This window comes from Roseibium sp. MMSF_3247, assembly GCF_030733765.1.
In the GTDB taxonomy this organism is placed as follows: Bacteria; Pseudomonadota; Alphaproteobacteria; order Rhizobiales; family Stappiaceae; genus Roseibium.
The window spans coordinates 321,146-337,533 of the sequence record NZ_JASHII010000003.1; the positions used below are offsets into that span (position 1 = coordinate 321,146).

17 protein-coding genes are annotated in these 16,388 nt (G+C 57.4%); 11 read left to right on the forward strand and 6 right to left on the reverse strand.

Annotated elements, in window-relative coordinates:
* Nucleotides 1–16: 16 nt before the first annotated feature.
* Entirely contained in the window at nucleotides 17–193 is a 177-nt protein-coding gene (locus RBB44_RS11825; RefSeq protein WP_306147570.1) for a hypothetical protein, read from the reverse strand.
* 84 nt (nucleotides 194–277) lie between these two features.
* On the opposite strand from RBB44_RS11825, the gene RBB44_RS11830 reads away from it, so the two are divergent.
* Nucleotides 278–799 (forward strand): CBS domain-containing protein, encoded by a 522-nt coding sequence (locus RBB44_RS11830; RefSeq protein ID WP_306147571.1) that lies wholly within the window; start codon nucleotides 278–280, stop codon nucleotides 797–799.
* A gap of 96 nt (nucleotides 800–895) precedes the next feature.
* On the opposite strand, the gene RBB44_RS11835 is transcribed toward RBB44_RS11830, so the two are convergent.
* Nucleotides 896–1,546 (reverse strand): peroxiredoxin, encoded by a 651-nt coding sequence (locus RBB44_RS11835; protein ID WP_008189344.1) that lies wholly within the window; start codon nucleotides 1,544–1,546, stop codon nucleotides 896–898.
* Nucleotides 1,547–1,661: 115 nt separating this feature from the next.
* On the reverse strand, nucleotides 1,662–2,321 hold the full coding sequence (locus tag RBB44_RS11840; protein ID WP_055670674.1) for a GntR family transcriptional regulator: 660 nt from the start codon (nucleotides 2,319–2,321) through the stop codon (nucleotides 1,662–1,664).
* Between the two features lie 153 nt (nucleotides 2,322–2,474).
* Between RBB44_RS11840 and RBB44_RS11845 the strand changes: the two genes are divergently transcribed.
* The 10 genes from RBB44_RS11845 to RBB44_RS11890 all read left to right on the forward strand — a co-directional run bounded on the left by RBB44_RS11845 (nucleotide 2,475) and on the right by RBB44_RS11890 (nucleotide 12,356).
* A complete protein-coding gene (locus RBB44_RS11845; protein ID WP_209179635.1) occupies nucleotides 2,475–3,275 on the forward strand; it encodes a transporter substrate-binding domain-containing protein in 801 nt (266 codons plus the stop codon).
* Nucleotides 3,276–3,427: 152 nt separating this feature from the next.
* A complete protein-coding gene (locus tag RBB44_RS11850; protein ID WP_306147572.1) occupies nucleotides 3,428–4,090 on the forward strand; it encodes an amino acid ABC transporter permease in 663 nt (220 codons plus the stop codon).
* A 10-nt stretch (nucleotides 4,091–4,100) separates the two neighbouring features.
* Nucleotides 4,101–4,763, forward strand: a complete 663-nt coding sequence (locus RBB44_RS11855; RefSeq protein ID WP_306147573.1) for an amino acid ABC transporter permease — start codon at nucleotides 4,101–4,103, stop codon at nucleotides 4,761–4,763.
* Entirely contained in the window at nucleotides 4,760–5,482 is a 723-nt protein-coding gene (locus tag RBB44_RS11860; RefSeq protein ID WP_209179638.1) for an amino acid ABC transporter ATP-binding protein, read from the forward strand. The genes RBB44_RS11855 and RBB44_RS11860 overlap by 4 nt, the downstream gene beginning before the upstream one ends.
* Nucleotides 5,483–5,565: 83 nt before the next feature.
* A complete protein-coding gene (locus RBB44_RS11865; protein ID WP_306147574.1) occupies nucleotides 5,566–6,525 on the forward strand; it encodes a dihydrodipicolinate synthase family protein in 960 nt (319 codons plus the stop codon).
* The gene (locus RBB44_RS11870; RefSeq protein WP_306147575.1) at nucleotides 6,516–7,448 is read left to right on the forward strand and encodes a proline racemase family protein; all 933 of its coding nucleotides are present in this window, start codon (nucleotides 6,516–6,518) and stop codon (nucleotides 7,446–7,448) included. The genes RBB44_RS11865 and RBB44_RS11870 overlap by 10 nt, the downstream gene beginning before the upstream one ends.
* A gap of 14 nt (nucleotides 7,449–7,462) precedes the next feature.
* Nucleotides 7,463–8,893: an aldehyde dehydrogenase family protein gene (locus RBB44_RS11875; protein ID WP_306147576.1), complete on the forward strand. Its 1,431-nt coding sequence runs from the start codon at nucleotides 7,463–7,465 to the stop codon at nucleotides 8,891–8,893.
* Between the two features lie 66 nt (nucleotides 8,894–8,959).
* Nucleotides 8,960–10,195 (forward strand): FAD-binding oxidoreductase, encoded by a 1,236-nt coding sequence (locus RBB44_RS11880; protein ID WP_306147577.1) that lies wholly within the window; start codon nucleotides 8,960–8,962, stop codon nucleotides 10,193–10,195.
* A gap of 22 nt (nucleotides 10,196–10,217) precedes the next feature.
* Entirely contained in the window at nucleotides 10,218–11,321 is a 1,104-nt protein-coding gene (locus tag RBB44_RS11885) for a cis-3-hydroxy-L-proline dehydratase (protein WP_306147578.1), read from the forward strand.
* Between the two features lie 9 nt (nucleotides 11,322–11,330).
* Nucleotides 11,331–12,356, forward strand: coding sequence for a proline racemase family protein (locus RBB44_RS11890; RefSeq protein ID WP_306147579.1), 1,026 nt, complete (start codon nucleotides 11,331–11,333; stop codon nucleotides 12,354–12,356).
* Nucleotides 12,357–12,462: 106 nt separating this feature from the next.
* Here RBB44_RS11890 and guaD read toward each other — a convergent pair whose 3' ends face one another.
* From guaD to xdhC, 3 genes are all read right to left on the reverse strand, one after another.
* Nucleotides 12,463–13,812, reverse strand: a complete 1,350-nt coding sequence (gene guaD, locus RBB44_RS11895) for a guanine deaminase (protein WP_306147580.1) — start codon at nucleotides 13,810–13,812, stop codon at nucleotides 12,463–12,465.
* A 68-nt stretch (nucleotides 13,813–13,880) separates the two neighbouring features.
* The gene (locus RBB44_RS11900) at nucleotides 13,881–15,464 is read right to left on the reverse strand and encodes a xanthine/uracil/vitamin C permease (protein WP_306147581.1); all 1,584 of its coding nucleotides are present in this window, start codon (nucleotides 15,462–15,464) and stop codon (nucleotides 13,881–13,883) included.
* Between the two features lie 65 nt (nucleotides 15,465–15,529).
* Complete coding sequence (gene xdhC, locus RBB44_RS11905; protein ID WP_306147582.1) at nucleotides 15,530–16,384, reverse strand: xanthine dehydrogenase accessory protein XdhC; 855 nt, start codon at nucleotides 16,382–16,384, stop codon at nucleotides 15,530–15,532.
* Nucleotides 16,385–16,388 lie beyond the last annotated feature (4 nt).

Sequence of the window (16,388 nt, forward strand, 5' to 3'; positions counted from 1 at the left end):
GGCCGGTGCCTTCGATCTATTGTACCGGAATAAAGGCGACCAACGCCAAACATCCACCGGCAGCAAGACCGTAGGCCCACAACTGCCAGCTCGGTCCTTCCTTCACCCAAACCCGCCGATATTGGTACCCGGAAAAGCACGCGATGACGAAGATGATCGTCGCGGCCAGCGGCGTAAGCGTGAAGTCAGCCAATTTCTAGAGTTCCTTAAACCGCTGAGTTTCGGGTAAGCTGTTCGTCCATGTCATACTTGGACATAGCAACAGGGAGCGATATTCATGCCGAGCTCTTATCAGGCCCCAAGCCGAAAAGACAAGATTCAAGAAAAGACACACAGCCAGACCCCTGTAACGAATGCGTCGGTAGAAACCGCGACCGTCGGCAAGATTTTGGAGTCCAAGGGCAAGGACGTATTTTCCTTGAGGCCCCAAAACACGCTTCATGAAGCTGTTGTACAGCTGAAAGAAAAGCGGATTGGTGCCTTGATCGTCAAAGATGCTGCCGGAAAGCTCCAAGGCATCTTGTCTGAACGAGACATTGTGCGGCGTCTTGCAGAGACACCCGGTCAAACACTTTCGCAGAAAGTGGAAGACATCATGACCCGGGACGTAAAAACCTGCTCCCCGGAAGACCGATTGATTTCAGTTCTTCAAACCATGACCAAAGGCAAATTCCGGCACATGCCGGTGGTCAACGGCGATATTGTGGTCGGGATCGTGACGATCGGCGATGTCGTCAATTACCGGCTACAGGAGCTCGAGTACGAATCGCTTCAGCTCAAACAGCTGATCGTCGGCTAACGCTCTTCAGAAGAAGCCTCGCAGAGACCGAAAGTCCCGCGAGGCTTGCTTGCCAAATGTCCAAGCTCTCAGATCCCAGAGAGAAGCCGTATTGTCTTAAGCCGGCATTTTGGTTTTACGCAGGTAAGGCAGAACCGCGTCAAATGTGCCGAACTTTGCCTTCGCATCTTCATCACTCACGCTTGGCGGAATGATAACATCCTGACCAACCTCCCAGTTGGCGGGCGTTGCGACACCTTTCGCAGAGGTTTGCAGCGCGTCGAGCGCGCGCAGAACTTCGGCAAAGTTCCGGCCAACAGTCATCGGGTACGTCATTGATAGCTTCAACTGCTTGTCCGGACCAATGATGAACACGGAGCGTACAGTCGCGCTGTCAGCCGGTGTCCGGCCATCCGGGAGATAAGCTTCAGCCGGCAGCATGTCGAATGCCTTTGAAACAGCCAAACCTTCATCTGCGATGATTGGGAAACCGGCTGCCGCGCCACCCACTTTCTCAATGTCGGTCTTCCATTTCTTATGATCTTCCGCGCTGTCCACAGAAACGCCGATGACCTTCGTACCGCGCTTTTCCCACTCAGCCGCCAGCTGCGCTACAGCGCCAAATTCCGTGGTGCAGACCGGTGTGAAGTCTTTCGGGTGGCTGAAAAGGATAGCCCAGCTGTCGCCAATCCAGTCGTGAAATGTGATTTGCCCCTGATCCGTTTCAGCGGTGAAATTCGGAACAACATCATTGATACGAAGTGACATGACAAAGGTGTCCTTTCAGCAGAAAACTAAAACATAGCCATCAGCGAGACGGGGCTGAGGCCGCTCTGTGTTACGCCTATGTAAGCGGGAAGACAAACAGAACAATGAGATGGCTTCAAGCTTTCGGCAAAAACTGAAGCAACGACTTTTTCGCACCCTCGATATGAGCCTTGGTCAACTCGGCCGCCGTGTCAGCCTCACCGCTCTCACAAGCATCAAGAATGGCGAAATGCTCCCGGCCGGCTCGCTCCATCCCATTGCTCATAACAAGTTGAGCCCGGATCTGCCGCTCAACCCGATCGATCGCATTTCCGGCAATTTCCAGGAAGTAACTGAGATTGCTCGCGCTATAGAGCGTCTCATGAAAATCTCTGTTCAGATTGCCCCATTCCATCGGGTCTTTGGACTCTGAAAATGCGGAACACTTCGCGCGCGCTTGGTCCAGCACTTCTTTGGACATCCTCGGCACAGCGTTCTTGATGATCTCAGGTTCCACAAGTGCTCGAAGGTTGAAGATTTCTTCAACCTCCTCCGGCGACAGACCGGCGACCACCGCGCCTTTGTACCGCTGCGTTTTCACCAGGCCCTGTTCCTCAAGCCGTGAAATCGCTTCGCGAACAGGAATCCGGCTCGTGTTGAAAAGGCGCGCTATTTCATCCTGACGAAGGGGTTCACCCTCCTCCAGCTGCCCTTCGATAATGGCGTTCCGCAAAGCATCAAAGACAATCGACGAGGCCGATGCTGTGGCGGAAATATCCATTGATTTCAGTTTCATACCAACGCCTCTCCATTCCCCGTCTTTTTTAATCGAACGCCCCGGTCCGGTACAGCAGGAACTTTTTTGAATATTTTATATTGAATATTGGATCCAATTTAGATTATCAATTTGGCGCTGACCAAAAATCTTCGAAAAGAAGAGGGGAAAATCATGTTCAGGAATTTCACGGCCGCCGCGCTGTTCTCACTCGCAGCTGCGCTTCCAACCCAGGCAGATACGCTCGATGATGTCGTCGATCGCGGGGAGCTGCGCTGCGGCGTTGTGCTCGACTTTCCGCCAATCGGATATCGGGACGCCAACAACGAACCGGCGGGTTTTGACGTCGACTACTGCAAGGACCTCGCTGCCGCGCTTGAGGTCGAGGCAACCATTTATCCGGTCACCTGGGCCGAGCGCCTGCCGGTCATCGTAACGGGCAGGGCCGATGTTGTCTTTGGCGCAACATCCGACAGTCTGGCGCGCGCACGCACCGTCGGCTTCACAATTCCTTACGCGATCTACTACGCGCAAGGTGTTGTCAACGCTGACAGCGGTATCGAATCTTTTGAAGACATCCGCGGCAAGCGTGTTGCGGGAGCGATTGGCACTGTCCCGGAACAAGAGTGGCTGAAAATCGCCGAGGAATGGGGTGAAGAGCATCTCTACCAAGGCTATCAGTCCGAAAACGAAGTCTTTCTCGCCGTCGCACAGGGCAAGGCTGACATTGGCATCACGACAAATACAGCCGTAAAGCCAATCACCGAACAATATGACACCGTTCTTGCGGGGCCGCGCATGCCCTGGACCACAGACTACACATCGGTTGTCGGCAAGCGCGAAGACGTGACCTGGCTGAACTTCCTCAACCTCTTCGTCACACACCAAGTCCGTTCCGGCCGTTATGCGGAGCTCTGGGGCAAATATGTCGGTGGTGAAGCGCCTGAACTGCGCATCCCGGGCGTCATGTACTGACGTCCTGCAGGGCATACCGCCTCTCCCACCGCGGCATGCCCTGCAACCTTGTTCCCGAAAACATTCGCGGCCATTGACCCGATGGCTTCGCAAAACCTCAATCCGCAGCCATCCAACCCGCATTGTGCTGGATCTGCCGGAGCATCCTGAGAATGTTTGACTACAATTTCCATTGGCGGCCGGTGATGAAAAGCCTGCCCGATCTTCTGGAAGCGGGCCTGCTCACGCTGCAAGTCGCGACGCTTTCGATGATCATCGGCATCATCATCGGTCTCGCTTTGGCGCTCAGTCGCCTGCACTTGCGAGGACCGCTGCATTGGCTCGCATCGGCGTGGATCGAGTTGGCCCGCAACACCCCTGCCCTGTTCCAACTGTTCTTTTTTGGGTTCGGGCTTGGCGCGTTCGGTTTGCACCTGTCGCCGTTTACCATCGTTCTGGCCGGTCTCAGCTTCAATTGCGCCGGATACCTTGCTGAGAATTTTCGTGGCGGGTTTCAGTCGGTCCCCGACACGCAACTGCGCGCGGCGCGCAGTCTCGGCATGTCCGCTTGGCAGGCCTACACCCGGATCATCATCCCGCAAGTGTTCCGCATCGTGTACCACCCGCTCACCAACCAGCTGGTCTGGGCTGTCTTGATGTCTTCGCTCGGCATGCTTGTCGGGTTTCGTGAGCTAAGCGGCGAAACCCAATTCTTCGCCAGCCGGACCTTCCGCATCTTCGAATATTTCGCCGTGACCGCGATCATCTACTACGTGATCGTAAAGGTCATCCTCGGGGCATCCCGGCTGCTTGCCTGGCGTTTGTTCCGGTACTGAGGAGGCTGATATGCAACAATCCATAAGTTTCTTCAGCGGATTTGGTATCAACGACCTGTGGTTCTTGGGCGAAGCAGCCCTCCGGACCCTCTGGATTTCCGCAGTCTCGATATCCGCCGGCACGGTTCTTGGAATTCTCTTCGGCTGGATCCTCTATGAGGCGAAATTCCTCGGCGCTGTCACCCTGGCCCCTGTCCTGGATATTTTCCGCTCCGTTCCACTGATCATCCAGCTGGTTCTCTTCTACAATTTCGCTCCGATCATCGGACTGGATTTTGGTCCGTTCGGCTCCGGCGTTGTCGTGTTGACGATCTACACGGCGTCGCTGGTTGCGAACGTTGCCCGCGGCGGCATCGAGGCCGTCGGAAAACCGATGCGCCGGGCGGCCCGCTCACTCGGCATGAGCTACTGGCAGGACATGCGCCATGTGGTTCTCCCGATCGGTGGCCGTGCCGTCTTCCCCTCATGGGTTGGCGTTGCCCTCGGCGTGATGAAGGACAGCGCGTTGGTCTCGGTCCTCGGCTATGTCGAACTCCTGAAAGCCAGCCAGATCCTCATCACAAGGACACAGGAACCCTTCCTGATCCTCGCTATCGCTGGCGCGTTCTACTTCGCGCTGTCCTATCCGATCGCGCGCTATGCCGCACAACTGGAAAAAAGGTGGGCCCAATGATCGAGATTCGCGGTCTTGAGAAATACTTCGGCGCGCTTCAGGTCCTCAAAGGCATCGACCTTGACGTTGCAAAGGGCGAAGTTCTGTCTGTCATTGGAGCATCAGGCTCCGGCAAATCGACGCTGCTCTACTGCATCAATGGCCTGGAACCAATCCAAAAAGGATCTGTTGTTGTCGACGGAACAGACGTCCATGACAAAGCGACCGACATCAACAAACTGCGCCAGAAACTCGGCATGGTGTTTCAGCAATGGAACAGCTTCCCTCATCTAACAGCGCTGGAAAATGTCGCTCTGTCGCCACGGATTGTAAAAGGCAAGTCACGGGCGGATGCCCAAGAAATTGCCGAACAGCAGCTCAAACATGTTGGATTGGCAGACAAGCTCAATGTCTATCCGAATGCATTGTCGGGCGGGCAGCAGCAGCGGTTAGCCATCGCACGCGCCCTTGCGATGGAACCAACCTACATGTTGTTCGACGAGGCCACATCCGCACTCGATCCGGAACTGGTTGGCGAAGTTCTCGATACCATGCGCCTGCTTGCCGAAGAAGGCATGACGATGATCTGCGTGACCCACGAAATGGGCTTCGCGCGCGATGTCTCCGATCGGGTCGCCTACTTTCATCACGGCGTCATGGAAGAGATCGGACCTCCAGGTCAGGTCTTTGGCGATCCGCAGTCCGAGCACACGCGCAAGTTCCTGTCCAACGTCCGCTAACAGCACTGTTTCAAAATTCGGCCCCAACGGTTTACGCTCAGTATTTCCGGCGGCCGTCCGGCTCGACTCCAAAGGAGAAGGCAATGTCCTCAAACATCTTTTCAGGCACCATTCCCGCACTGATGACCCCTTGCAACGCAGACCGGACACCGGACTTCGATGCCTTGGTCAAGAAGGGACAAGAACTCATTTCAAAGGGCATGTCAGCAGTCGTTTACTGCGGCTCCATGGGCGACTGGCCGCTTTTGACTGATGCAGAACGGATGGAAGGCGTTGAGCGCCTCGTCAAGGCCGGAGTGCCGACAATTGTCGGCACAGGCGCGGTCAACACAAAGTCAGCCGTGGCCCATGCGGCCCACGCGGCAAAGGTCGGGGCCCATGGCTTGATGGTGATCCCACGGGTCCTGTCCCGCGGCATTTCTCCGATTGCCCAGCGCAACCATTTCAGCGCTATCTTGTTTGCTGCGCCGAACCTTCCGGCCGTCATCTACAATAGCCCCTATTATGGTTTTGCGACCCGCGCCGATCTATTCTTTGACTTGCGCAAGGAGTTCCCGAGCCTGATCGGCTTCAAGGAATTCGGCGGTCACGATGACCTGCGCTATGCGGCGGAAAACATCACGTCCCAGGACGCTGATGTAACTTTGATGGTGGGGGTCGACACTGCTGTCTACCACGGCTTCGTCAATTGCGGCGCAACCGGTGCCATCACCGGCATTGGCAACGCCCTGCCAGACGCCGTTCTGCATCTTGTGGCTCTCTGCAAAAAAGCAGCGCAAGGAAACGCCGAAGCACGGACCCGCGCGAAAGAACTGGAAGAAGCGCTAGGTGTCCTTTCCAGCTTCGATGAAGGGCCGGATCTTGTTCTCTATTACAAGCACCTGATGGTGCTGAACGGCGAAGATGAATACCGGCTGCATTTCAATGAAACAGACGCCCTGACGGATGCACAACGCGGTTACATCGAAGCACAATATCAGCTTTTCAAAGCCTGGTATGCCGACTGGTGTGGACAAGGCGGAGTGCTAGCGGAATGCGCGTAATCGACAGCCATACCGCAGGCGAACCAACCCGGCTGGTGGTGGATGGAGGTCCGGATCTTGGGTCCGGTTCCCTGACCGAAAAGGCTGCCCGGCTGGAAGCCGAGCATATGGATTTCTGCGCTTCCATCGTGCTCGAGCCGCGCGGCCATGATGCGATCATTGGCGCCTTGCTACTGCCGCCGAGCCAGCCGGATTGCACCGCGGCCGTGATCTATTTCAACAACCTGCAAAACCTTGGCATGTGCGGACACGCGACCATTGGCCTTGCGGCAACACTGGCGCACATGGGCCGGATTGCACCCGGCCGGCACAAGTTTGAGACACCGGTTGGCATCGTGGACGTGGATCTCCAGGACGCCAACACCGTGTCCGTGGTGAACGTTGAAAGCTATCGCCTTCACAAGGGCATTTCGGTTGACGTTCCGGGCCAGGGCAAAGTTACCGGAGATGTTGCCTGGGGCGGGAACTGGTTCTTTCTCGTCAAGGACAGCCCGATTGAGCTCACACTGGACAACGTTTCGGCCCTGACGGCCTACACAAAGAGCATCCGGCAAGCGCTCGAAAATGCGGGCGTAACAGGTACGGGTGGTGCCTGGATTGATCACATCGAACTCTTCGGACCACCGAAAGGTCCAACCGCACAGAGCAGAAATTTCGTGCTGTGCCCCGGCGGTGCTTATGACCGCTCCCCCTGCGGCACGGGATGTTCTGCCAAACTTGCCTGTCTTGCAGAAGACGGTGTGCTTGCACCTGGAGAAGACTGGCTTCAGGAAAGTGTCATCGGCAGCACTTACCGGATCAGCTACCAACCGGGCACCAGCAAAGGCGTCATTCCAACGATCACCGGACAGGCCTTTGTCACCTCCGACGCGCACCTGATTTTCAATCCTGCCGATCCCTACCGCTTCGGGATCCGGCCCTAAAATTGGACAACCTCATGGATTATAATAACTTTATCGGTGGAGCATGGCTAGCGACAGCCGAGAGCACTCCCAACGTGAACCCGTCGGACACGACCGACATTCTTGGCCATGCAGCGAAGGGGACTGTGGCGGATCTCGACAAGGCCATCGGCGCAGCGCATGCAGCAGCTCCAGAGTGGGCCGCGTCCACGCCACAGCAACGTTTCGACGTGCTCGATTTCATCGGAACGGAAATTCTGGCGCGCAAGGAAGAGCTCGGCACGTTGCTTTCCAGGGAGGAAGGCAAGACACTGCCAGAGGGTATTGGTGAAGCCGCGCGTGCGGGCCAGATCTTCAAGTTCTTTGCCGGCGAAGCGCTTCGCCAAACGGGTGACCGGCTCGATTCTGTCCGGCCTGGCGTGGAGATCGATATCACCCGCGCACCGGTCGGCGTCATCGGATTGATCACACCATGGAATTTTCCGATCGCCATTCCAGCCTGGAAGCTCGCACCGGCGCTTTGCTACGGCAACACCGTCATCTTGAAACCGGCGGAACTGGTGCCTGGATGCGCCCATGCGCTGGTCGAGATCATTTCCCGATCCGGCTTGCCAGTTGGTGTCGTAAACTTGGTCATGGGCCGGGGCTCGGAACTCGGCCCGCGCATGATCGACAGCGACAAGGTCAACGCGATTTCCTTCACCGGCTCGGTGCCGACGGGCCGCGGGATCGCTGCGGCCTGCGGAGCAAACCTAAAAAAGGTTCAGCTGGAAATGGGCGGCAAGAACCCGATGGTGGTTCTAGACGACGCAGATTTGGAACTTGCCGTCGATGCCTGCTTGAATGGTGCTTTCTTCTCCACTGGTCAGCGCTGCACCGCTGGCTCCCGGTTGATCGTAACGGAGAAGATCCACGATCAGTTTGTGGCAACGCTCTACGATCGGATGATGGCGCTCAAGGTCGGTCATGCCTTAGAATCCGGCATACAGATGGGCCCCGTGGTCGATCAACGTCAGCTCGAGCAGAACCTTTCCTATGTCGACATCGCGGGCAACGAAGGTGGCAAGGTTCTGGGCGGCCAACAACTGAAGCTCGCCACAAGTGGTTTCTTTATGGCTCCGGCCTTGATCACGGAAACCACCAACGCCATGCGGATCAACCGTGAGGAAGTGTTTGGGCCGGTCGCGTCCGTCATCAGGGTCAAGGACTATGACGAAGCCCTTGCCACAGCCAATGATACGGAATTCGGTCTCAGCGCAGGCATCTGCACCACCTCGCTGAAACACGCGCAACATTTCAAAAGGAATGCCCAAGCCGGAATGGTGATGGTCAATCTTCCAACCGCTGGCGTCGACTACCACGTTCCGTTTGGCGGAACGAAAGGCTCCAGCTTTGGCTCCCGCGAGCAGGGACGCTACGCCGCGGAATTCTATACGACGGTTAAGACTGCGTACACCCTCCCATAAGCCTGTTCCTGTCCCGCCAATGACCGCCCGGCGGGACAGCCACTCAAGTTTCAAGTGGATCCCAACGTGCAAGACGTGATTGTCATCGGAGCCGGCGTTATCGGCATCTCCGCAGCCCTCGCCCTTCAGGCGGACGGCTGCAAGGTGACCGTCCTCGACCGGCAAGACAGCAGTCCAAGAGCCTCGGACATGAACGCCGGTGCTTTTGCCTTTGCAGACATCATGCCGCTTGCCGCGCCTGGCATCATGCGCAAGGCGCCCAAGTGGCTACTGGATCCCTTGGGACCTTTGTCCGTTCCCCCTGCTTATGCGTTCAAGATCCTTCCCTGGCTGGTCCGCTTCTGGCGTTCCAGCCTGCCCGACAGATACCGGAAAAGCCTCGCGGCACAGGCCAGCTTGATGACGTTGTCTCAGGAGGCTCTGGAAACAATGATCAGAGACACTTCAGCTGACGAGCTGATCCGCAGAGACGGCCAGTTGCAGCTTTACGAGAGTGAACAGGAGTTTCAGGCCAGTTTGCCCGATTGGGAGTTGCGCCGGAAACATGGGGTCAATTTCACGCTTCTAAAGTCCGCGGAAGAGATCGCGGACATTCAGCCCGGCATCGATAGTCGCTTTTCTTTCGCCGGCTTCACGCCGGATTGGATCAACACCTGTGATCCAGCGGCCTGGCTTTCGCATTTGACGAACGTCTTCCGGGCGCGCGACGGAGACATAATCAAAGCCAACGCAACGCAGCTCCGGTCAACGGGCAACGGGGTTGAGATCCGTACGGCAAACGGAACCCACTGCGCATCGCACGTGATTGTTGCTGCCGGTGCCTGGTCGCACCACTTGGCCAAGACGCTCGGCCACACAATCCCGCTGGAAACCGAGCGCGGTTACAACACAACACTTCCGGCAACTGACTTCGATTTGAAGACGCACCTGACCTTCCCGGGCCACGGTTTTGTCGTCACCCGCATCAACGACGGCATCCGGGTTGGTGGGGCTGTTGAATTGGGCGGCTTGAATCTTCCCGCCAACTACAAGCGGGCCGAGATCCTTCTTGAGAAGGCCAGATCCTTTTTGCCCGGGCTTGATAGCAAAACCGGAAAACAATGGATGGGGTTCCGCCCCTCTTTGCCGGACAGCCTTCCGGTGATCGGGCACTCATCCAAAGACAAACGAGTTATCTACGCCTTTGGACACGGCCACCTCGGACTGACCCAATCCGCTGGCACTGCTGAATTGGTCCGCGCATTCGTCGCGGGCACAGAGTTCCCCATCGACCCTGCGGTGTATTCGCCAAACCGCTTTTGAACCCCTTCATCGGAGGAGCACCATGAAAATCACCGCAATCAATGTTTACCAGGTGGACCTTCCCCTAAAGGAGGGCCGGTACAGCTGGTCGAATGGCAACTACATTGATGTCTTCGACAGCACCGTTGTTGAGCTTTTGACCGATGATGGCCTCAAAGGCTATGCGGAATGTTGTCCGCTCGGATCGGCCTATCTGCCAAGTTATGCCCTTGGCGTGCGCTCAGGTATCAAGGAGCTGGCACCGTATCTGATCGGCCTGGATCCGCTCAATATCGGCGAAGTCAACCGCGTTATGGACGCCGCCTTGCGCGGTCATCCTTACGCAAAAGCGCCAATCGACATTGCCTGCTGGGATCTCCTGGGCAAGGTAACCGGCCAACCGGTCTATACGCTGCTGGGTGGCGCAGCGCAGGACGATGTTGTGCTCTACCGGGCGATCAGCCAGGAAGCACCCGAAACCATGGCCGCTAAAATCGAAGGCTATGCGGCAGAAGGCTACACCAAGTTCCAGCTGAAAGTCGGCGGCGACGCCAATGACGATATCGAGCGCATTCGAGCCACACGAGCGGTCTTGAAACCCTCCGACATTTTGGTCGCAGACGCAAACACAGGCTGGACCCGGCATGAGGCGGCACGTGTTGTTGGCGCGGTCTCTGCGCTGGATGTCTATATCGAGCAACCCTGCCTGACATACGAAGAGAGCGTGTCTATCAGGCGCCGCACGGCCCTGCCGTTCATTCTGGATGAAGTCATCGACGGGCCGAACATGCTGGTCCGCGGCCTCGCCGAAGATGCCATGGATTGCATCAATTTGAAGATTTCGAAGGTCGGCGGCCTGACGAAGGCCAAGCTGATGCGGGATTTGTGTGTTGTGCACGGCATCCCGATGACCATTGAAGACACGTGGGGCGGCGACATCACCACGGCGACGATCGCCCATCTGGCCCGGTCGACACCGTCCGAGTTCACCTTCTCCGCCACAGACTTCAACAGCTATGGCACAGTCGATATCGCTGAGGGTGCGCCAAAACGCGAGAACGGCCGAATGACCGCTTCAAACCGGCCAGGCCTTGGCATCACACCGATTTTCGACGCCCTTGGCGAGCCAGTCGCCTCCTATGCATGAGGTACCCATATGCGTAGCTTGAAAACCGTGCACGTGATTTCCTGCCATGCCGAGGGTGAAGTCGGCGATGTCATCGTCGGAGGTGTCGCCCCACCTCCAGGAGAAACCATCTGGGATCAGCGCAGCTTCATCGCGCAGGATCAGACCCTTCGAAACTTCGTCTTGAACGAGCCGCGGGGCGGTGTCTTCCGGCATGTCAATCTCCTGGTGCCCCCAAAACATCCAGAGGCGAATGCAGCTTTCATCATCATGGAGCCGGAAGACACGCCCCCCATGTCCGGCTCCAATTCGATCTGCGTCTCGACGGTCCTTTTGGACAGCGGCATCATCGAAATGAAAGAGCCGGTCACCGAGCTCACTCTGGAAGCACCGGGCGGGCTGGTGCGCGTGCGGGCCGACTGCCGAAATGGCAAAGCTGAGCGTATCCATGTCCGGAACGTTGCCAGCTTTGCCGACAAGCTGTCCGTCCCACTGGAAGTCGAGGGACTTGGCACGTTGACGGTCGATACGGCCTTTGGCGGCGACAGTTTCGTGGTTGTCGATGCAGCGTCACTCGGATTTGAAATTACAGAGAGCGAGGCGAAAGACATCGCCCATCTCGGCGTCCGCATCACCAATGCCGCCAATGAACAACTGGGGTTCAAGCATCTCAAGATGCCGGACTGGTCCCACATTTCCTTTTGCGCGTTTGCAGGAACCCTGTCGGAAACCCCGACTGGCCTCGCGGCTCGGTCCGCCGTTGCCATACAACCGGGCAAAGTCGACCGTTCCCCAACCGGAACAGCCGTATCCGCGCGGATGGCCCTGCTCCATTCCCGCGGTCAAATGAAAGCCGGCCAGACTTTGGAAGCGACATCCATCATCGGCTCGACGTTCACGGGAAAAATTTGTGGAGAAACGTCGGTTGGCGAAAAGCCTGCCATTTTCCCCGAGATCAGCGGCCGCGGATGGATCAGCGGGATTCACCAGCACATGCTGGATCCGGATGATCCCTGGCCCACCGGTTACCGCCTCAGCGACACCTGGGGGGCTTAAGCGCCAGAGAAATCATTCGCGGAGAGCGGTCATCGCCTTCCTTGGAGACCAAGGCAGCCCCGGCGAACACTAGTGAGTTCGCCGAAGCAGCTTTCCTCCTGAATGATCAGGCAAGCTCCAGAACGCGTTTAAGCGCCGGAATGGCCATTGCTCGGCGCCCGGATTTTTGAGCTTGGCCAGCAACATAGACCTCCTCAACGGCGCGATCATCGCCGCGCATTTGCAAGATAAACAGCTCTTCAGAGATGTTTGATGCACGTTCCATACGCAGAGCCATCGCATCTGTAGCTTTGGAATTCAGCACGACCACATCGGCTTCCGTACCCGCATCCAGGGTTCCGATCTTGTCTTCCATGCCAAGCGCCACAGCGTTGCCACGGGTCATCCAATGGAAGGCACGAAGTGGATGAAGCTTCTGGTCTTGCAGCTGCAGGATCTTGTAACCCTCGTTCAGCGTCTGCAGCATCGAATAGCTGGTTCCGGCGCCGATATCTGTTGCAATGGCACTTATGATCCCGTTCTTCCGCATCCGTGCTTCATCGAACAATCCGCTGCCAAGGAAGAGATTTGAGGTTGGACAGAACACCGGGCGGGATCCGGTTTCAGCCATCACGGCAACCTCGCGCGGCTCCAGATGGATCGAGTGACCGAGCAACATCTTGTCGCTCAGCAGGTCATATCTTTGATAGACATCGAGATAGTCCCGCGCCTCCGGATAAAGCTCCAGTGTGTAGGCAATCTCGTTTTTATTCTCAGACAGATGCGTCTGCACGAAACAATCCGGATGTTCATGCACCAAGGCCCGCGTCATGACCATTTGCTCCGGCGTGGATGTGATCGCAAACCGGGGCGTAATCGCGTAGCTCGCCCGCCCCTTGCCATGCCATTTGGCGATCAGTTCCTTGGTGTCATCATAGCCGCTTTTCGGTGTGTCACGCAGCCCGTCAGGTGCGTTCCGGTCCATCAGTACCTTGCCACCGATCACCCGCATATTGCGCTGTTCGGCCTCTTCGAAATAGGCTTCCGCAGAGCCCTTGTGAACGGAGCAATAGGCAACGGCAGTGGTCGTTCCGTGGTTCGTCAGCAGGTCGAAAAACCGGCAGGCCATGGCCGCTGCGTGGTCATCATCGGAAAATCGCGTCTCTTCCGGAAATGTGTATGTGTTCAGCCAGTCAAGCAGCTGTGCGCCCCAAGATGCGATTACCTGAACCTGCGGGAAATGGATATGGGTGTCGATGAACCCGGCCATCAGCAGATGCGGGCGATGGTCGACGATCTCCGCCCCAGTGGCATCGCCGATCAGATCGCTGAAATCGCCTCTCGCACGGATCATTCCGTTTTCAACCAGCAATGCGCCGTCTTCGATGTAATCGTAGGCGGACGTGTCTTCGGCTCCGAAAGGCTCCGCATTAAACGTCAAAAGGCGTCCCCGGAGCATCAGGCGATCAGATTGCATGGTCACATCTTTCTGAAGGTTTGGATGCCGGGGCAGAGTGCCTGCCCCGGCGTTTATTTCAGCTTGGATTACTCGCCCGGTGCGGCTTGCGGGCGGGGCAGTCCTTCTGCTTCCGGCACAATCGCTTCTTCCTTGTGGAAGATCGGATAGATGACAAGGAAGGCAGCGGCGATCAGATAACCGAGGCTGACGGCGCCAAACTCGGGCAGGTGCAAGGTTGCCGAATGGATCACACCCAGCGACGCCATCACAAAGGCCGCAAAGGCAAAGCCAGCAGCGATCCGGAATTTGCCATCAATGACACTTGCAACGATTGCGCCCCAGATCAGTCCAGTCAGGATCGCACCCTGGCTCAGGGCCAAATGACCAGCGTAATGCGCGCCTTGTTGCATCAGTGCAGCCGTCAGCTCCGGCGAGCCCAGCGGCAGAACGTCCTGAGCTCCAGTTGCGTTCAGCGCGCCCATCAAGGAACCCCATTTCACCACCAGAAACGCGGAGACATGCGGCATCATCGCGATTGTGACGGCCGCCATATGCTCAACCTTGACGGCATGCGCGGTGTTGGTGATGAGGCTGAGGGCAACGAACACCAGAACCGGCGCAGCTGCGGCAACTGGGATCAGATTGCTCAAGAAGGCGAGGAACCCGAACATGGCCGCCAGCGGAATGACAATGCCGACACCGATGATGTAACCGGAATGAGCCCCCATCCGCTTGTAGGCCGGGTGTCCAATATAGGCGGTGGTCGGGAACGGCGAACCGAACAGCGCACCCACAATGGTGCCAGCGCCGTCGGTGATCTGACAGGCTGCAACCGGATAATGGTCCCCAGCCGCTTCCGCGCTTTCCACGTTGTTCATCGTTTCGATGAAATTGTAGATCTGCACCGGCACCAGAACCAGGAACAACTCCGGGTTGGCAAACAGATGCTGGATACCTGCAATCAGGTCGCCGAAGTATGGCAGCGGCGGATAGAAGCCGACACCTTCAAAACTGATCGAGGATTGACCGATCAAGAGAGCAACGACCGTTCCGATGATCAGAGCCAACAACCCTGCCGGGATGTTGAAAGGCAAACGGAAACGGCCAACCAGTCCCCAGACGATGATGATCATCGACGCAAAGCCAATGAACGGGTTTTCAAAGATGGTCGCAAGGGGGACCGAACCAATGAACACCAGCGCAATGCCGCACAATGTGCCGAGCATGCCTGCGCGCGGAGTCACCTTTTTAAGCCACGGACCGATGATGGCGCCCAGCGCTGCCACGATGCCGCCAAGGAAGCCGGCGCCGATACCGACCTGCCACGCCAGAACCGGATCGTTCGTGGACCAGTAGATCGGCCCGATCACCCCGAAGAGATAGACGAACATCACCGGAGTGGAGATGCCGTAGGGAAGTGCAGTTACTTCCCGACCGTGTTGTGCGGCCGCGCGTCTTGCGAGCAAGACATAGACGGCCACGCCGGCCAGAACTGCCACAGCGGCGCCTGGAATGATCCGGCCATAGACAATCTCCGCCGGCATTTGAAAGACGAACTGACAGATGCCCGCAAGCACCATCAGATTGACAAGGTTGTCGGTGAACAGTGCCCAAAAGGCGCTGAAATCGCCCCTTGAGAACAGTTTGTAATCGTAACTCCCAACCCGCATACCGGGTCTCCTTTCAGTCAAAAAGGCACACCTCGCCTCTCCTCAGGCGCGGCAAGCCCATTGGTTCACTGCGCAGCTTCGAGCGGCGCAGCCTCCTCCCCGCTGTCCGAGACATGCTGAACCGTCGTTAAAGCGGTCAGCGCTTCGGCAGCTACAAATGCAGCGATGATTTCCGGCCGTTTATCGCGGCTGGCCGTTGCCCCAATCGGGCAGGTCAGCTGGTCGATCGTCAGGCCGTCGCAATGGGTCCGGCACCATGAGCGCAGTTTCGCGCGTTTGGTGGCCGATCCGATCATTCCGACATATGCGGCATGCCCCAATTCCAGCGCCGCCGATGTCAAAAGAAAGTCGAGGCCATGGTCGTGGGTGAGCACGATGAAGGCGCTTTTGGGCGGCGCGTTGAACACATCCACCTCAGGCAGTGCACGCAACCGTTTGTCGACCGTGGCCTCACACTTCTGCAGCTCCTCCTGGCGCATGTCGACCAGAACGCATGTCACCGGAGCATGCTGAAGAAGATCAGCGATCGCGCGTCCAACATGCCCCGCACCCATGATGTAAACGTGCGGCTGCTCGGCCTTCTCCTTGCGGATCCGGTAGAGCGCTTCCTGGCGATCCGCCCGGCTCATCCAACTCAAGCGAAGGCGAACATGCCCGCCGCAGCATTGGCCGATTTCCGGCCCTAGCGGGACATCCAACATGTCCCAGAGCTGCCGGGTCTCCAACATCTCTCTGCCACGGTCGATCACAATCTGCTCTAGCCGCCCGCCGCCGATGGTCCCCTGGAGCAATTTTGCCCCGACAAACATCTCCGTTCCCGCTTCCCGTGGAGATGATCCACGGACTTCAGTCACCTCCACGCGAATGATCGCGGTTTCTGCATCAAAAAACGCGACCGCATTGGCAGAAAGCGCGGTCACAACA